A 15983-nucleotide genomic window follows, 5' to 3' on the forward strand; every position below is an offset into this window, starting at 1 on the left:
GCAACATAAAAGTACCGAATGCAGCCAAGGGCGGGCTATTAACAAAAAGCCTTCTGCATTGTTAATTACTTTCTTTTTGGTGCATTTTGATTTCTGCTCTGAAATTTTATATTAGCAGGCATATACCCCAAATTGATGGCACAGACCCAATATACTGAAGAGAACATCAGGTCTCTGGACTGGAAGGAGCACATCCGCCTGCGTCCCGGGATGTATATCGGGAAATTAGGTGACGGATCTTCTGCGGATGACGGTATCTACATTCTCCTTAAAGAAGTCATAGACAACTGTATTGACGAATTTGTCATGGGGGCCGGAAAGACCATTGAGATTTCCATTCCTGGAGACAAAGTGATTGTCCGCGATTTCGGAAGGGGTATCCCTCTTGGGAAAGTGGTAGACGTTGTCTCCAAAATGAATACCGGAGGAAAGTATGACACCCGTGCCTTTAAGAAATCTGTCGGACTCAACGGGGTGGGGACCAAGGCAGTGAATGCACTCTCCTCTTTTTTCCGTGTAGAATCGACCAGAGATGGGAAATCGAAATCTGCCGACTTTGAATATGGGAATCTTGTCACAGAAGACTTTCTCGAAGAAACTTCGCGAAGGAGGGGAACCAAAGTAGTCTTTACACCCGACGAGAGTATTTTCAAAAAATATAAATACCGGAATGAGTATGTGGAACGCATGCTCAAAAATTACGTTTACCTCAATCCGGGCCTTACCATTGTCTTTAACGGGGAAAAATTCTTCTCGGAAAACGGACTGAAAGACCTGCTGGAGGACAACAATAGTGCGGAAGATCTTCTGTATCCCATCATTCACCTCAAAGGCGAGGATATCGAGGTAGCTATTACCCATAGCAAGACACAGTACAGTGAAGAATACCATTCTTTTGTCAACGGACAGCACACCACTCAGGGAGGAACACACCAAAACGCTTTTCGGGAAGCCCTTGTAAAAACGATTCGTGACTTTTACGGAAAGAATTATGACGCATCTGATATAAGAAAGAGTATCATTTCTGCCATATCGATAAAAGTAATGGAGCCGGTATTTGAGAGTCAGACTAAAACCAAACTCGGGTCTACAGATATGGGAGGTGAACTTCCTACCGTGCGTACCTATATCAATGACTTTATTGGCAAGCAATTAGACAATTACCTCCACAAAAACCCCGAGACGGCAGAAAAGATCCAGCGTAAGATCATGATGGCCGAAAAGGAACGAAAAGAGCTATCTGGGATCCGAAAACTTGCCAGGGAGAGGGCCAAAAAGGCCAGTCTCCACAATAAGAAACTGCGCGACTGCCGTATACATCTGGGGGACATGAAAAGTGAAAGGCGCCTTGAGAGCACCTTGTTTATTACGGAGGGGGATTCGGCATCAGGATCTATCACTAAATCCAGGGATGTAAACACACAGGCCGTTTTCAGTCTGAGGGGGAAGCCCCTGAATTCCTATGGGATGTCTAAGAAGATAGTGTATGAAAATGAGGAATTCAATCTGCTTCAAGCGGCACTCAACATCGAAGAATCCATGGAGGATCTTCGGTATAACAATATTGTGATAGCAACGGATGCTGATGTAGACGGCATGCACATCAGACTGTTACTGATTACCTTTTTTCTGCAATTCTTCCCGGAACTTATCAAGGAAAACCATCTCTATATATTACAAACTCCCTTGTTTAGGGTGCGAAACAAAAAGGAGACCATTTACTGTTATAGCCAGGAGGAGAAAAGGGAAGCTATTGAAAAGCTGAGTGGTAAGCCTGAAATAACTCGTTTCAAAGGACTGGGGGAGATATCACCGGATGAATTCAAACATTTTATCGGAGATGATATTCGCCTGGAACCGGTCATGCTAGACAAGGCCCTTTCCATAGAGGAGTTATTGCAGTTTTATATGGGAAAAAACACTCCCAATCGACAGAAATTCATCATAAATAATCTTAAAGTAGAAGTTGATCTGGTAGATCAGGATTAATTAATTATCAAGTAAATAGGAGTCTTTCTATATGGAGGAACATGAAGATGGGCAATTAGGGAAAGAGGAGAGCCAGGAAGGACAACAAGAGGCGCTTACCAGGGTCACTGGCATGTACAAGGATTGGTTTCTCGACTACGCTTCTTACGTCATACTGGAAAGAGCAGTTCCCGCCATCGAAGACGGATTTAAGCCCGTGCAGCGCAGAATTATGCATGCATTGAAGGAGTTGGATGACGGGCGTTATAATAAAGTAGCCAATGTTGTAGGTCATACTATGCAATATCATCCTCACGGGGATGCGAGTATTGCCGATGCCATGGTGCAAATCGGCCAAAAGGACCTGCTGATAGACACCCAGGGAAACTGGGGGAATATACTTACCGGAGACGGGGCTGCGGCTTCGCGCTATATTGAAGCCCGTCTTTCCAAATTTGCCCTTGATGTAGTTTTTAGTCCGAAAATTACCGAATGGCAGTTGTCCTATGACGGAAGAAAAAAGGAGCCTGTAAATCTGCCAGTAAAATTCCCGTTGCTGCTTGCACAGGGCGCCGAGGGGATTGCTGTGGGTCTTTCCACCAAGATATTGCCCCATAACTTTAACGAGCTTATCGACGCTTCCATCAAACATCTGAAAGGACAGCGATTTAAACTTTATCCCGACTTTCCAACGGCGGGGATCATTGATATTACCAATTACAATGACGGATTGAGAGGGGGGAAGATTCGCATGAGGGCAAGGATTTCCCAGCTCGATAAAAACACCCTTGTTATCAATGAGATCCCTTATGGAACCAATACTTCCTCCCTGATTGATTCTATTCTAAAAGCGAATGATAAGGGGAAGATCAAGATTAAAAAGATTGAAGACAATACCGCTGCAGATGTTGAAATACTAATTCATCTGCCCGGAGGGATTTCCCCTGACAAGACTATAGATGCCTTGTACGCCTTTACGGCCTGCGAGAGTTCCATCTCGCCATTAGGATGTATCATTGAAGATAATAAGCCTTTGTTTATTGGGGTGCAGGAGATGTTGGAGCGTTCTACTGAGCACACAGTTGAATTGCTCAAGGCCGAGTTGGAAATCCAACTGGGAGAACTCGAGGAACAATGGCATTTCGCTTCTCTGGAAAGAATTTTTATTGAAAATCGTATCTATCGCGATATTGAAGAGGAAGAAACCTGGGAAGGTGTAATCAAAGCGATCGATAAAGGACTAAAACCTCATATAGCGAATTTAAAAAGAGCAGTTACCGAAGAGGATATTGTAAGGCTTACGGAAATCAGGATTAAGAGGATCTCCAAATTTGACATCGATAAGGCCCAGCAACTGATTGAAAGCCTAGAAGAAAAGATTGCTCAGACAAAGAATCATCTGGCCAACCTGGTTGAATATGCCATAGATTATTTTAAAGAGCTGAAGAGCAAATACGGCAAAGGACGGGAGCGCAAGTCTGAGATCAGAATCTTCGACGAAATTGAGGCTACCAAGGTGGTTATTCGGAATACTAAACTCTATGTAAACAGGGAAGAAGGTTTTATCGGCACCTCCCTAAAAAGAGATGAATACGTCACAGACTGTAGCGACATAGACGACATTATCGTCTTTACAAAAAGTGGCAGTATGATGGTCACTAAAGTCGACAGTAAGACCTTTGTGGAAAAGAACATTATCCACGTAGCGGTCTTTAAGAAAAAGGACAAGCGCACAACGTATAATATGATCTATAAGGACGGCAGAGGCGGAGCCAGCTATGTGAAGCGGTTTAATGTGACCTCTGTAACCCGGGATAAGATGTATGATCTAACTGCAGGGAAGGCGCAATCTGAGGTACTTTACTTTACGGCAAACCCCAATGGCGAAGCAGAAGTAGTCACTGTGAACTTACGCCAGGCCGGGAGTATCAAAAAGCTAAAATGGGATCTTGATTTTGCCGATGTGTTGATCAAAGGGAGAGGCTCTAAAGGAAATATAGTAACCAAATATTCTATCAAAAGGATAGAGCTGAAAGAAAAAGGTCTTTCAACACTCAAGCCGAGAAAAATCTGGTTTGACGACACAATTCAGCGCCTCAACGTCGATGGCCGTGGAGAATTGCTGGGCGAATTTACAAGTGAAGACAGATTGCTGATGATCAGTCAGAAAGGGGTAGTAAAAACTGCAATCCCCGACCTGATTATGAGGTTTGATGACGATATGATTGTGTTGGAGAAATGGATCCCCCAGAAACCCTTGTCTGCTATTTATTGGGAAGGGGAGAAGGAATTGTTTTATGTTAAGCGTTTTCTGATCGATAACCCTGATAAAGAGGAGGTAATCATTAGCAGCCATCCAAAATCTTATCTCGAAAAAGTATTTACAGATTACCGTCCTGTGGCTGAAGTGGTATTCGCAAAAAAGAGAGGACAGGAGCGTAAAGACAATATGCAGGTTGATTTAGAGGACTTCATTGATATCAAAGGCATCACTGCTATGGGAAATCAGCTTACCAAAGAAAAAGTCCTGGAAATCAATGCTAAAGATCCTTTGCCTTATGAAGAACCCGAGAAACACGATCCTGTGGATATTGAGGTAGTAGATGAGGAAAATGTAGAAGTCGTTCCGGACCCGGACAAATCCCCTAAAAAGAAATCGGAGGGTAAAAAAGGCACCAAGGATGAGGAGGGGCAAACAAAGCTCTTCTGATACCACAGCCCGATTGAGGAGATTGCCTGAATACAGGTGCTTCCGGCCTACATTACTTCCTCTTCGTCTTCCCTATCTTCAATGATCTCTTCTTTCTTTCTGTATTTCATATTCAGAAATTCTACAAGAAGGGAAAAGGATATAGCAAAATACAGATACCCTTTCGGAATCGACCCGATCTCTGAGCCAAAGAAACTGGCGTGACTCAGGTGAGCAGCTTCTGCAATCAGCATAAAACCTATCAGAATGAGGAATGATAAGGCAAGGAGCTGCATAGAGGGGTGTTTGTTGATAAAAACCCGGATAGCATTGGCAAACACGATCATAATGATAATAGAGATGACCACCGCAATAATCATGAGAATTAAGGCGTCGTTGGGGTGATCACCAATCCCGCTTGTCATTCCAACTGCTGTTAGTATAGAATCTATGGAGAAGATGAAATCAATGATCAGGATCTGAAATAATGCCTTGGGCAGTGTAGTGATATTTTTCGATTTAAGTTCCTCCTCATCGTGTTCAGGCAACTCTACCTTTTCGTGAATTTCTGAAGTGCTTTTATAGAGCAGGAAAAGTCCGCCTAACAGCAATATAAGGGCCTGACCACTAATGCCTGCGGTAAACCATGAACTTTCGATATAGTAAAAGGGATTCTTAAGGCCTATCAGCAGGGAAACAGCAAAAAGCAGGACAATTCGTTGTACCATGGCCAGGACTAAACCCCAGAAAGTAGCTTTTTTCTGTTCTTGTTCGGGAAGTTTGTTGGCTGCGATAGAAATAAAGACAATATTGTCAATACCGAGGATGATTTCAAGGAACGTAAGGGTTAGCAGGGCAACCCATGCATCCGGACTCGTGAGAATATCAAACATAATCAGTTTACTTTGATAGCTGTCCCCTTCGATTTGTTAGAACTGCCCACCAGCCCGTATTCGAAGGTATAGGAACTGTCAGTTGTCGTCAGGATTTTCATGTGGATTGATTTTTCCTCAGCGGCATCCCGTGGCCTTAATTTCTTTACAATATACTCGCAGTCATTGATCCATCGGACGGAAGAAGTATCTGCTTTTCCCTCAAAGTAATCAATTTCCTGATTATTATACCTTTCAAATGTAGTAGTTTGTTCTTTCCCATCGATAATTGCAGTAAAACGAAATGTACCCTCTTTAAATGCTTTGCAATCTCTCGGGGGATTGTAACAACTTGTGCCCATAATTAGGAGCAGGAGCAATAAATACCTGGTATTAAGCATGCCTGCAAAATAACGAATTATAAGCATTATGACCAAGTTGAAAAGCGACAGATACCATTAGCTGTCCGGCAATTGATCAAAAGCCTCAAAGCTGCCATCCTCATAGAGCACGAGAATTTTTTTTATCTGCTTTTTTACAGATTGATCTGTTGTGTGGGTTTGTTTATCAGAACGAGCAGATTTTTCGCTTTTAACCTGGGCAGGAAAATTTCCTTTACCGTTCAGTAACCAGTATAAATTTACTTCGGGGTAGGACCGAACCACCTTCATTACAAACTCCAGACTTGGTTTGTTTCTCCCTGTCAGGAGATGAGAAATACTAGAGCGCTGTACCCCGATCTTATCTGCAAATGCCGCTGCAGAAAGGTTGTAAAAGTCGAGCACTTTTTCAAGTCGCACTATAAATTCCTCACTGTTTACCATTGTATACTCTGCGTTTCCAGTTCTTGTTAAATATTAATAATAATAAAGATAAAATTGGTTGAAAAATATAAATATTTACATTAAATAATAACAATCAATATACTGATATAGAATAATATGAGGATATATATTATCTTTTTGTTAAGATTTGTTTACAAATGTATATAAAACATCTAATCATGGGCCTAATAAGTGTTTACAAATGTAACTATTCTTATGACATTTGTAAATAAAATTGGACTTACTTTTGTGACTATTCCTTGAGAGCAAATAGTGGATTTCAAAAAGACATACGAGGCAATGAAGGTAGACTCTGTAAGTGGGCGCTATGTGCATCATGATCACATTCGTCCCTTTTTGGATAAAATTAAAACCCGGTTTAAAGTTGCTCAGGCAGGCATATCCATTCAGAGTATTTCCATAGATAAAATAACTTTAGGTGAAGGGCCGGTTAAAATATTGATGTGGTCACAGATGCATGGAAATGAATCTACGACCACTAAAGCAGTACTCGATTTGCTCAATACGTTTTATAATGGTTCTGATAAATCGGATGAATTGCTCAAACGAATTACCCTGACAATCCTCCCAATGTTGAATCCTGACGGTGCCCATGCCTATACCCGCGAAAATGCAAACAAAGTGGATCTGAACCGGGATGCCCAGGATCTGTCGCAGCCTGAAAGTGTTGTTTTAAGACGAGAATTCGAAGCATTTGCTCCGGATTTTTGTTTTAACCTGCACGACCAGCGGACGATCTTCAGCGCGGGTCCTTTTCCCAAGCCGGCTACGCTTTCATTTCTGTCTCCGGCAGCAGATCCTGGTCGTAAGGTGACTGGGAGTCGACTAAGCGCAATGAAAGTAATTACGTGTATGAACAGGGAATTGCAGGATTTGATTCCTGGTCAGGTTGGACGATATGACGATGCCTTTAACCCTAACTGCGTAGGGGATGCCTTCCAAATGTCTGGAACTCCTACTATACTAGTAGAGGCGGGGCACTATCCGGAGGATTACAATAGGGAAAAAACACGGATGTTCGTCTATAAAGCCCTTTGGACTGCACTGGAGGCTATTGCATTTGATACATATCAGGTGGAGAGGGAATCAAATTATTTCGATATACCCGAGAACAAAAAGTTGTTTTTTGATTTTCTTATTCGAAACACCCAGATTCTTGAAAAGAAGGAGCTGCCTCCTTATTCTGCAGGAATTCTATTTAGGGAGGAACTTAATTCTGACGGAATTCGTTTCAGACCGTATATCGAGAAGGAGGGAACGCTCCCGGAGTATTATGGTCACCAGACCTTTGATTGTATAAATAAAGGGGATCTGGAAAAGCTCAGGCAAAAAGAAGAGATCACAAGACTTTTTCTGAAGAGATAAGCGTTAAAAAATGAGCCGAAATTACACATCTTTCAAAAAACATGCTCATTCGTTACGTATATTTTGATAATTGATTATTTTAGCCGAAAATATTCTTATTATGGGAAAAGTAAAATTAGATGAAATTGATCACCAGATCCTGGATATGCTGATTGATAATACCAGGACTCCCTTTACTGATATAGCCAAGAAATTATTGATCTCCGCAGGCACTGTGCATGTTAGGGTGAAAAAAATGGAAGAAGCGGGTATAATTCAGGGCTCATCATTAACCCTGGATTACGTAAAACTAGGCTACGCTTTTATCGCCTATGTTGGAATATTTCTTGAAAAAACACATCAAACCAAGTTTGTGATGGAGCGCTTAAATCAGATTCCAAATGTTACTGTTGCCCATATCACCACCGGTAAATTCAATATCTTTTGCAAGATCCGCGCGAAAGATACCAACCATGCCAAGAATATCATCTTTAAGATTGACGACATTGACGGTATAAGCAGAACGGAAACTATGATTTCTCTTGAAGAGAGTATCAATGATAAAAAGAGGCTCATGCATACTATCTTTAATGAGCTTTAAACCCTGTTAAGGAACACTTTTTTAGCTACCAGCTGATCCATTTTATGAAAACATCCGAACTTAAGGAGCACGAATACAATCCTTACTACAGGGCATATATTGAGGCACTGGGGGAAGTGGATTTGATGAAAACCCTTCATAAGCAGATAAAGAACTACCCGCAATTTCTGGCAAGCATTCCTGAAGACAAACTCAATTACCAGTATGCCGAAGGCAAATGGACCGTGGCGGAAGTACTTTTACATGTTCTCGATTCGGAAAGGGTTTTCCAGTACAGGGCATTGCGTTTTGCCAGGAAGGATCAGACGCCTCTTCCCGGATTTGATCAGGATCTGTATGTCCCACAATCAGGGGCAGGAAACAGGAGCCTCGATTCGATTATTGAAGAGTATAAGGCAATCAGGCAATCGACCATCACCTTGTATGAGTCTTTTGAAGAAGATATCCTGAAACGAAAAGGAGTTGCCAGTAATTCAAATATGAGTGTGGCGGCACTTGGATTTATCATTTGCGGACATCAGCGACATCACCGTAATATCCTCAGAGAACGTTATCTAAAGGATTAGTCGAGTTCTTCCTCCTCAATCTCGGTTTCCATATTCAGCTCCAACTCCGATTTTTCAGTGGCCGGCTTATAGCTTTCCTCAATATCCAGTTCACCATTTTCTTCAAAATTGGCAATAAAGTGACTTAGGCTCTGGCTGATCTTAACCAGGTAAAGTGCATCTTCAGTTCTGAGTTCCACCGCTTCTACGAATTCCCCTTTGGGACTTTTAAAGGCAATGATGTCATCATCCCCATAACCATCCGGATACGTTTCTACGAGTCGGACAGCCAGGGCCTGATCTAATTTCTTGTGGTCGATTAATATTCGTTTCATTAGGTTGGTTATTTAGGCTTTACGTATAGGCCTGATAATCAATTCTAATCTAGAATATTTTTCTCCCGGGAAGGGGAAAGAGTTGTAAAAGCCGATTTTTAGTATATGAAAAGCTTATTCCTCGTAGTATGCAAATGCTTCCATAAAAAGTTTGTGGGGAACCCGCTGATCGATCACCGTATCACCTATACATTTCAGAAGTACAAAATTGACAAGGCCATGTGAATTTTTCTTGTCGAATATTAAAAGGGATAGTACCGCCTCTTTATCCTCTTCGGTGAATTTCACTTTTTTGTAACGCTCCAGAAGGGTGTGTTTTATATCTTCCAGCTGATGTGGTCCCAATCCGCTTAGCTTGCTCGAAAGATAGGCTTCCAGGATCATACCTACTGCAATGGCTTCCCCATGAAGTAGAGCTGTCTTTTCGTCCTTTTTCAGGAAATGGGATTCAATGGCATGACCGAGGGTATGACCGAAATTGAGAATTTTTCTCAGGTTATTTTCCCTTGGATCCTGTAATACAATTTCATTTTTAATTTCAATAGACTGGTAAATAAACTCATCCAGAGAATCCTGCAGCCGTATTTCCTTAAGCTTGCTCCAATAAGGCTCGCTGGTGATCAGCCCGTGTTTTAGCATTTCGGCAAAACCACTTCTTAGCTGGCGCTTGTCAAGGGTATTTAAAAAATCGACCATCACAAGAACCATTCGAGGCTGGTTGATGACCCCCACCTGGTTTTTTAAAACACCCAGATCAACACCGGTCTTTCCACCAATAGACGCGTCAACCATGGCCAGCAGACTGGTAGGAACATTGATAAAATCTACCCCCCGCTTAAAGGTAGAAGCCACAAATCCTCCAAGATCCGTTACCACACCTCCGCCTAAATTAATCATCAGACTTCGCCTGTCACCCCCAAGCTCTGACAGGGTATGCCAGATTTGTACACAGGTCTCTATGGTTTTATTCATTTCGCCCGCCTCCATTTCAATAATTTCCACATCCAGCTTTGTTTCCAGGGCAGAAAGGAATACAGGAAGACAATCCCTGTGAGTGTTTTCGTCTACAAGGATAAATATTTTAGAATATCGCTCCCTTTTAAGGTGTTGGTTGAGAGCCTCATAGGCCGATTCGTTGAAATAGATGGAATAGGTTTCGGTCAGTATCGATTCCATTATAATATTGGATTATTGAGGTGAACAGTGAGACAAATTAAAGGCAATTTTTTAGCATATGGATATTATTTGAGTGATTATATTTGGAACTGTGTTAAATGTAATAAAATGCCTGAATTATTTGAAAATACAAAGACTGCCTTTGCGCTGAAATCCGACGCCGAATTAGAAAGAGCATATTTCCTGTTTAAACTTATCGCTAATCAGCCGCTGGTACGAATAGGGACAGCCGTTACCAATTTTGCCATAAAGACCCATCTGCCCGTGGAAGGACTAATTCGCGCTACCGTCTTTGATCATTTCTGTGGGGGAGTCAATGAGAAGGATTGTATGCCCACCGTTGATAAATTATGGGAGGCGGGGGTGTGTTCTGTTCTCGATTACTCAGTGGAAGGCAAAGACACTGAAGATCCTCTTGACAACGCCCTGGAGGTGACCCTGAAGATACTCGACTTCGTAAAGGAAAGGGAAGCCATCCCCTTTGCGGTTTTTAAACCTACCGGCTTTGGCCGGTTTCATCTTTATGAGAAATTAAGTTCAGGCAAGAAACTCACTAAAGCAGAAGAGGAAGAGTGGGGAAGGGTGGTCAACCGCTTCGACATTACATGTAAAAAAGCATTTGATCTTGACGTATGCCTGCTTATCGACTCAGAAGAAAGCTGGATGCAGGACGCAGCCGACGAACTGGTTGAGGAAATGATGCGAAAATACAATAAGAAAAAAGCGGTTGTCATCAATACGATTCAGTTATATCGCTGGGACCGGCTCGACTATTTGAAAGGGTTGATGGAAAGAGCTGAAAGAGATGGCTTTAAAGTGGGAATTAAAGCTGTAAGGGGCGCCTATCTGGAAAAAGAGAATGAAAGGGCCGAAGAAATGGGCTACAAATCTCCGATATGTGCATCCAAAAAGGAAACAGACGAAAATTTCAACAAGACCATTTCATTTATTGTCCAGCACCTGGATTCTATTTCCCTTTTTGCAGGGACACACAATGAAGCGAGTTCCTATCTCCTCATGCAACTGATGGAAGAGAACAAGATCGCCAAAGATGATCATAGAGTGTGGTTTGGACAGTTATTTGGGATGAGTGACCATATCAGCTTCAACCTTGCTGCAGAAGGCTATAATGTAGCCAAGTACCTGCCTTTCGGCCCTGTACGGGATGTGATGCCCTATCTTATCCGAAGAGCAGAGGAAAATACCTCGGTCGCAGGACAAACCAACCGGGAATTGGAATTGCTGAAAAAAGAAAGGAAAAGGAGAAAAATATAGGCCCGTCTCAGCTTCGTTGAGTCCTATGCCTAACTCAATCCTGTATTCTGTCCGGCGGTTGAGATAGATCGACTTCCGTGGGTATGAATATAAGAAGAGGTATTCTTTTATATATTTATACGCGATCAACCACATGACCAATGAACTGGATAGCGATTATCAACTTTTTACTTATCGCAGGGGCTATTCAGGGTTTCATTTTTTTTGCTGTTACCTTTTTACTGAAAAAGAAAATAGGTCCGGTTATTCTCTTCCTAACACTTACTGTACTCTTTATTTCTTTGAATAACCTCCAGGCCTGGCTAATTGATTCTGGTTATTCTTCCGGATTGTTTTATATAAAGCATATGTTGGTTCCCTGGTACCTCCTTATTTTGCCTAGCTTTTATTCCTTTCTTGTGCATTACCTCAATGTAGAAGAACACCTGAGGACCTATATCAAACTGGCTTTGGCCATATTGCTTTTTGAATTGCTTATCAGGTCTGTATTGATCGCCTATGTTTATTATGGCAGTACCTCAGGGGATGTGGAGATCATCGCAACATATACCGCTGTAGAGGAAATAATAAATGCTGTTTTTTCCCTCTTTATATTTTTAAAAGCAATCATTCTTGTTTTTAAAAAATCATCCCTTTATTCCGAAATTTTAGGTTTTGATGATATTAAATGGATAAAATTGTTTCTGATTCTGGGGAGCGCTGTTTTTCTTCTGTGGATAATTGCGATTGCGGTTTTCAATACCACAGGAAGTGAATCTGCCTACTATCCCTTGCGCCTTGCCACTTCTGTTTTACTGTATTGGATTGGGTATCAGGGATTATTCAGGTATACCATTATCCAGGACCGGATACTGTTGCGTAAGTCCTTTGCTAATCAGCTATTGGAAAAAGACCCATCAGACAGGAGGAGTATTCAGAAGTCGGATTTTATCAATGAGAAACACGATAAGAGCTTCAGGGTGTTAGAAAAACACATTTTAGAACATCAGAAATACCTCGATCAGCTGTTGAGTATGGAAAAACTTGCAGCCGAACTTTCGATAAGCCCCGGACATTTATCAAAACTGATCAATGCATACAGCGGGCAAAATTTTTCAGATTATATCAATGAGTATCGAATAGAACAGGCAAAAAAACTTTTGTCAGATCCCACATTCAAGCCCTATACCATCGTCGCCATAGGCTTAGAATGTGGCTTTAATTCTAAGTCGACCTTCTACTTGGCTTTTAAAAAATTCACAGGGCAAACTCCCAGTGATTTCCGGGCACAGCATATGGACTTATCCTGAATTATGCTGGAAACATAATTTCGGACTTCCCTTTTGTAAAGCTTCCTTAGTTTGGAGTAGTCTTATTTCTCTTTTCCCAACCGAATTGGGGTTAAGACCCTTAAAACGCTATACTATGAAAGCTACATCCAAACTAAATTTCAGACCCCTACATTTTTTTAAAAATGACAGCAAGATTAGGTCGGCCTTTTCTGTATTGCTCACCCTGGCTTTTCTAAACCTCAGTACCGGATGCTCGTATTACAGGGTAAAATCTGTTCCCTCTCAAAACAATGAGGAGATGGCAAGTCAAATCAAGGCCTTTAATGAAGCCGACAAATACATCATTCTCCACAAGAATCAGGCTTTGCTACATTTGGCAAATCCGGAGGTAAATGAGGATACAATGGAATTTACCGGCACAACTGCGCTCCTCTCACAAGAGCATATGAAGGGAGATTTAATAAAGCCGGGTAAATCATACCGCTACAAAAATAAAAAGTCAAGTCCCCTCAATGAGGTCCACATCTACCTAAAGGATGGGGAACCAATGGCTTTAGGGGCTACTACCATGCCGATAGAAGACATTGAGACGATCGCCATTACCAATAAAAATGGTGGCAAAACCGTTCTGAATGCGGCCCTGGGGACTATAGGAGTATTTGCATTATTGCTGGTTGTGGTAGCGCTTACAAAAAGCTCCTGTCCCTTTGTCTATTCTGATAGTGGAGACGGATTGGTTTTTTCCGGGGAGCTTTATCCGGGCAATATTATAAAAAATGCTCAGCAGACCGATTACCTTCCATTACCATCGTTGCGCGAATCTGACGGAGAGTTCCGTATACAGATCACAAATGAACTCCTCGAAATACAACACACAGATCTTGCGCAGCTCGTGATGGTTAAACACCCTGAAAACACAAAAGCCTTGCTCGATAAACAGGGAGAAGTAATTCTTTATGACGAGGTGCAAAGTCCGGACCAGGTGTTTGTTGATGGAAGGATTCAGGATCGTGAACCGGCATTGGAGGCGGATGGTCATTCCTATCAATTTGATACGCCCATACCCACAAAGAACAGCAAACGAAATGTGGTTTTTACCTTTACAAAGCCGCAGGATAGCAGGGAAGCCAAGCTTTATTTAACCGCAAAAAATTCCCTGTGGCTCGATTATGTTTTCGGCAGATTCAATGAAAAATTTGGGGTTTATTACAACACATTTCAGGAATCCCAGCTTAATACAACAGAGGAAGAAGCCCGGACCTGGAGCCAGGAACAAAACATTCCTCTTACAGTCTCGGTTAAAAAGAACGGTCAATGGGAGATTGTAGACCAAATCTCTTCTGTGGGGCCCCTGGCTTTTAGAGACCTGGGACTTACACTTGATCTTGCAGGAATAGAGCAGGAGGAGGTAGAGGTGAAACTCGAAACAGGCTATATGTTCTGGGAAGTAGACTATATCGGGATTGGCTATGAGGTTGACCTCCCTTATGAGTCGGTTCTCCTTGATCCTTATCAGGCAGTTACTGATAAGGGGGAAGAGGTCACGCACCTATTGAAAGCCGAGGATGAACAATATCTCACTCAGGAAAATGTGGGTGACCGGGTCGAAATACGTTTTTTATCCCCATCAACAGATAGTGAGTATTCTTACTCCTATTTCCTGAAGAACCGGGGCTACTATACCTATGTCAGGGATTACCAGGGGGTGCCCGACTTCAGTGAACTCCGGAAATTTAAGAATCCCAATGCCTTTACTAGATTCTCTGAAAACGAATACCACCGTATCCTTAACACGTTCCAATCTAAAAAAGAAGGCTATGTTATTCGATAAAAGAAACGCAAATACCCTGCCTTTAACAAGCACCGGAAATTGGTCTGTTGAAGAGGATATTCTTACTAAGGAGGAAAGCCCTCTCAATTTGAGACGGAGTTCTATCATTTCCGGGAAGGAGAAGGCCCTGATACATCTGAAACTTAAGTTAAGCCTGCTGAAAATTCTCATCAGACAGTATCGTAATCCTTTAGATTGGATAAAGGGGCTGCGTTTTCTAATCAAGTTGAGAAGACGATTTCTGGGAGATCATGTTTTGAATAAAATGGCTTTTGTAGACGGAAAATACTATATGGGCTTGTTCACCCCGGGTTGGAATGACCAGGTTTATGAACGCTTTATCGCCTCCGAATTAAAAAATTTTAAAGAGAATAATACGGCTGCCTTTCGATTTAATCATGTTTTTCTTGCCATAACAAAGAAGTGTGCTTTAAGATGTGAACACTGTTATGAATGGGAGTCTCTTAATAAAAAGGAAACAAGGACTACAGCAGAAATTCAGGCCACGGTACAGAGGTTACAAGACTTTGGCACTGCTCAGCTCCATTTTACAGGAGGGGAGCCCATGCTTAAAATAGATACGCTGATTTCTCTGATGCAAAAGGCAACAGAAGAAACCAACTTCTGGATGAATACCTCAGGCCTGAAATTGACCAGTATAAATGCAAGGAGGTTAAAAGAGGCCGGACTTACAGGAGTTTTTATTAGCCTCGATCATTACCAAGCAGAGGCTCATAACAGCTTCAGAAATTATAAAGACGCATTTTATTGGGCGACCGAAGGGGCTAAAAATGCAAGAAACAATGGCCTTGTAGTTGCCTTTTCCATTTGTATGACAAAAGAATTCGTCAATGAGGAGAACATCAGAAAATATATGGATCTGGCTAAAGATACAGGAGTGCATTTTGTACAATTCCTGGAACCCAAAAATGTAGGACATTATAAGGGCAAGGAGGTTTCCTTAAATGATGGCCAGATAAAATTACTGGAAAACACATTTTTAAAAATGAACTTCTCCAATGGATATCTTGATTATCCGCTAATTACTTACCACGGATATTATCAACGAAAACACGGCTGTTATAGTTCGGGAAAAAAAGGTTTGTATGTAGATACGGATGGCGACATTAATCCATGTACATTTTGTCATCGGAAGTCGGGAAATATCCTCGACCCCGACATAGAAGAAAAGTTAGAACAAATGACAACATCAGGTTGTCCGGAATTTTGA

General features: G+C 41.9%; 14 protein-coding genes. 9 read left to right on the forward strand and 5 right to left on the reverse strand.

Annotation, left to right across the window (positions count from 1 at the left end; genetic code table 11):
* Positions 1 to 135: 135 nt before the first annotated feature.
* The gene (locus ACA086_RS04410) at positions 136 to 1989 is read left to right on the forward strand and encodes a DNA topoisomerase IV subunit B (RefSeq protein WP_371002134.1); all 1854 of its coding nucleotides are present in this window, start codon (positions 136 to 138) and stop codon (positions 1987 to 1989) included.
* Positions 1990 to 2020: 31 nt separating this feature from the next.
* Positions 2021 to 4678 carry a DNA gyrase/topoisomerase IV subunit A gene (locus ACA086_RS04415; RefSeq protein ID WP_371002135.1) on the forward strand — a complete coding sequence of 886 codons (2658 nt, stop codon included), beginning with the start codon at positions 2021 to 2023 and terminating at the stop codon, positions 4676 to 4678.
* A gap of 47 nt (positions 4679 to 4725) precedes the next feature.
* Here ACA086_RS04415 and ACA086_RS04420 read toward each other — a convergent pair whose 3' ends face one another.
* From ACA086_RS04420 to ACA086_RS04430, 3 genes are read right to left on the reverse strand one after another with little or no spacing between them, the layout of a single operon-like run.
* Entirely contained in the window at positions 4726 to 5550 is an 825-nt protein-coding gene (locus tag ACA086_RS04420; protein ID WP_371002136.1) for a TerC family protein, read from the reverse strand.
* A gap of 2 nt (positions 5551 to 5552) precedes the next feature.
* A complete protein-coding gene (locus tag ACA086_RS04425) occupies positions 5553 to 5930 on the reverse strand; it encodes a DNA topoisomerase IV (RefSeq protein WP_371002137.1) in 378 nt (125 codons plus the stop codon).
* Between the two features lie 57 nt (positions 5931 to 5987).
* Entirely contained in the window at positions 5988 to 6353 is a 366-nt protein-coding gene (locus ACA086_RS04430; protein ID WP_371002138.1) for a helix-turn-helix domain-containing protein, read from the reverse strand.
* A gap of 300 nt (positions 6354 to 6653) precedes the next feature.
* Here ACA086_RS04430 and ACA086_RS04435 point away from each other — a divergent pair, with 300 nt between their 5' ends.
* From ACA086_RS04435 to ACA086_RS04445, 3 genes are all read left to right on the forward strand, one after another.
* The gene (locus ACA086_RS04435; RefSeq protein ID WP_371002139.1) at positions 6654 to 7739 is read left to right on the forward strand and encodes a M14 metallopeptidase family protein; all 1086 of its coding nucleotides are present in this window, start codon (positions 6654 to 6656) and stop codon (positions 7737 to 7739) included.
* A 100-nt stretch (positions 7740 to 7839) separates the two neighbouring features.
* Positions 7840 to 8319, forward strand: coding sequence for an Lrp/AsnC family transcriptional regulator (locus tag ACA086_RS04440; protein ID WP_369749450.1), 480 nt, complete (start codon positions 7840 to 7842; stop codon positions 8317 to 8319).
* Between the two features lie 44 nt (positions 8320 to 8363).
* Positions 8364 to 8885 carry a DinB family protein gene (locus ACA086_RS04445; RefSeq protein ID WP_371002140.1) on the forward strand — a complete coding sequence of 174 codons (522 nt, stop codon included), beginning with the start codon at positions 8364 to 8366 and terminating at the stop codon, positions 8883 to 8885.
* On the opposite strand, the gene ACA086_RS04450 is transcribed toward ACA086_RS04445, so the two are convergent.
* Positions 8882 to 9199: a hypothetical protein gene (locus ACA086_RS04450; protein WP_371002141.1), complete on the reverse strand. Its 318-nt coding sequence runs from the start codon at positions 9197 to 9199 to the stop codon at positions 8882 to 8884. The genes ACA086_RS04445 and ACA086_RS04450 overlap by 4 nt on opposite strands.
* Positions 9200 to 9313: 114 nt before the next feature.
* Positions 9314 to 10375 (reverse strand): 3-dehydroquinate synthase, encoded by a 1062-nt coding sequence (aroB, locus tag ACA086_RS04455; protein ID WP_371002142.1) that lies wholly within the window; start codon positions 10373 to 10375, stop codon positions 9314 to 9316.
* Positions 10376 to 10483: 108 nt separating this feature from the next.
* On the opposite strand from aroB, the gene ACA086_RS04460 reads away from it, so the two are divergent.
* From ACA086_RS04460 to ACA086_RS04475, 4 genes are all read left to right on the forward strand, one after another.
* Positions 10484 to 11650, forward strand: a complete 1167-nt coding sequence (locus ACA086_RS04460) for a proline dehydrogenase family protein (protein WP_371002143.1) — start codon at positions 10484 to 10486, stop codon at positions 11648 to 11650.
* A gap of 140 nt (positions 11651 to 11790) precedes the next feature.
* A complete protein-coding gene (locus ACA086_RS04465) occupies positions 11791 to 12939 on the forward strand; it encodes a helix-turn-helix domain-containing protein (RefSeq protein WP_371002144.1) in 1149 nt (382 codons plus the stop codon).
* A gap of 115 nt (positions 12940 to 13054) precedes the next feature.
* The gene (locus ACA086_RS04470) at positions 13055 to 14752 is read left to right on the forward strand and encodes a hypothetical protein (protein ID WP_371002145.1); all 1698 of its coding nucleotides are present in this window, start codon (positions 13055 to 13057) and stop codon (positions 14750 to 14752) included.
* Positions 14739 to 15983: a radical SAM/SPASM domain-containing protein gene (locus tag ACA086_RS04475; protein WP_371002146.1), complete on the forward strand. Its 1245-nt coding sequence runs from the start codon at positions 14739 to 14741 to the stop codon at positions 15981 to 15983. The genes ACA086_RS04470 and ACA086_RS04475 overlap by 14 nt, the downstream gene beginning before the upstream one ends.

This window comes from Muriicola sp. E247 (assembly GCF_041358175.1).
In the GTDB taxonomy this organism is placed as follows: domain Bacteria; phylum Bacteroidota; class Bacteroidia; order Flavobacteriales; family Flavobacteriaceae; genus Muriicola.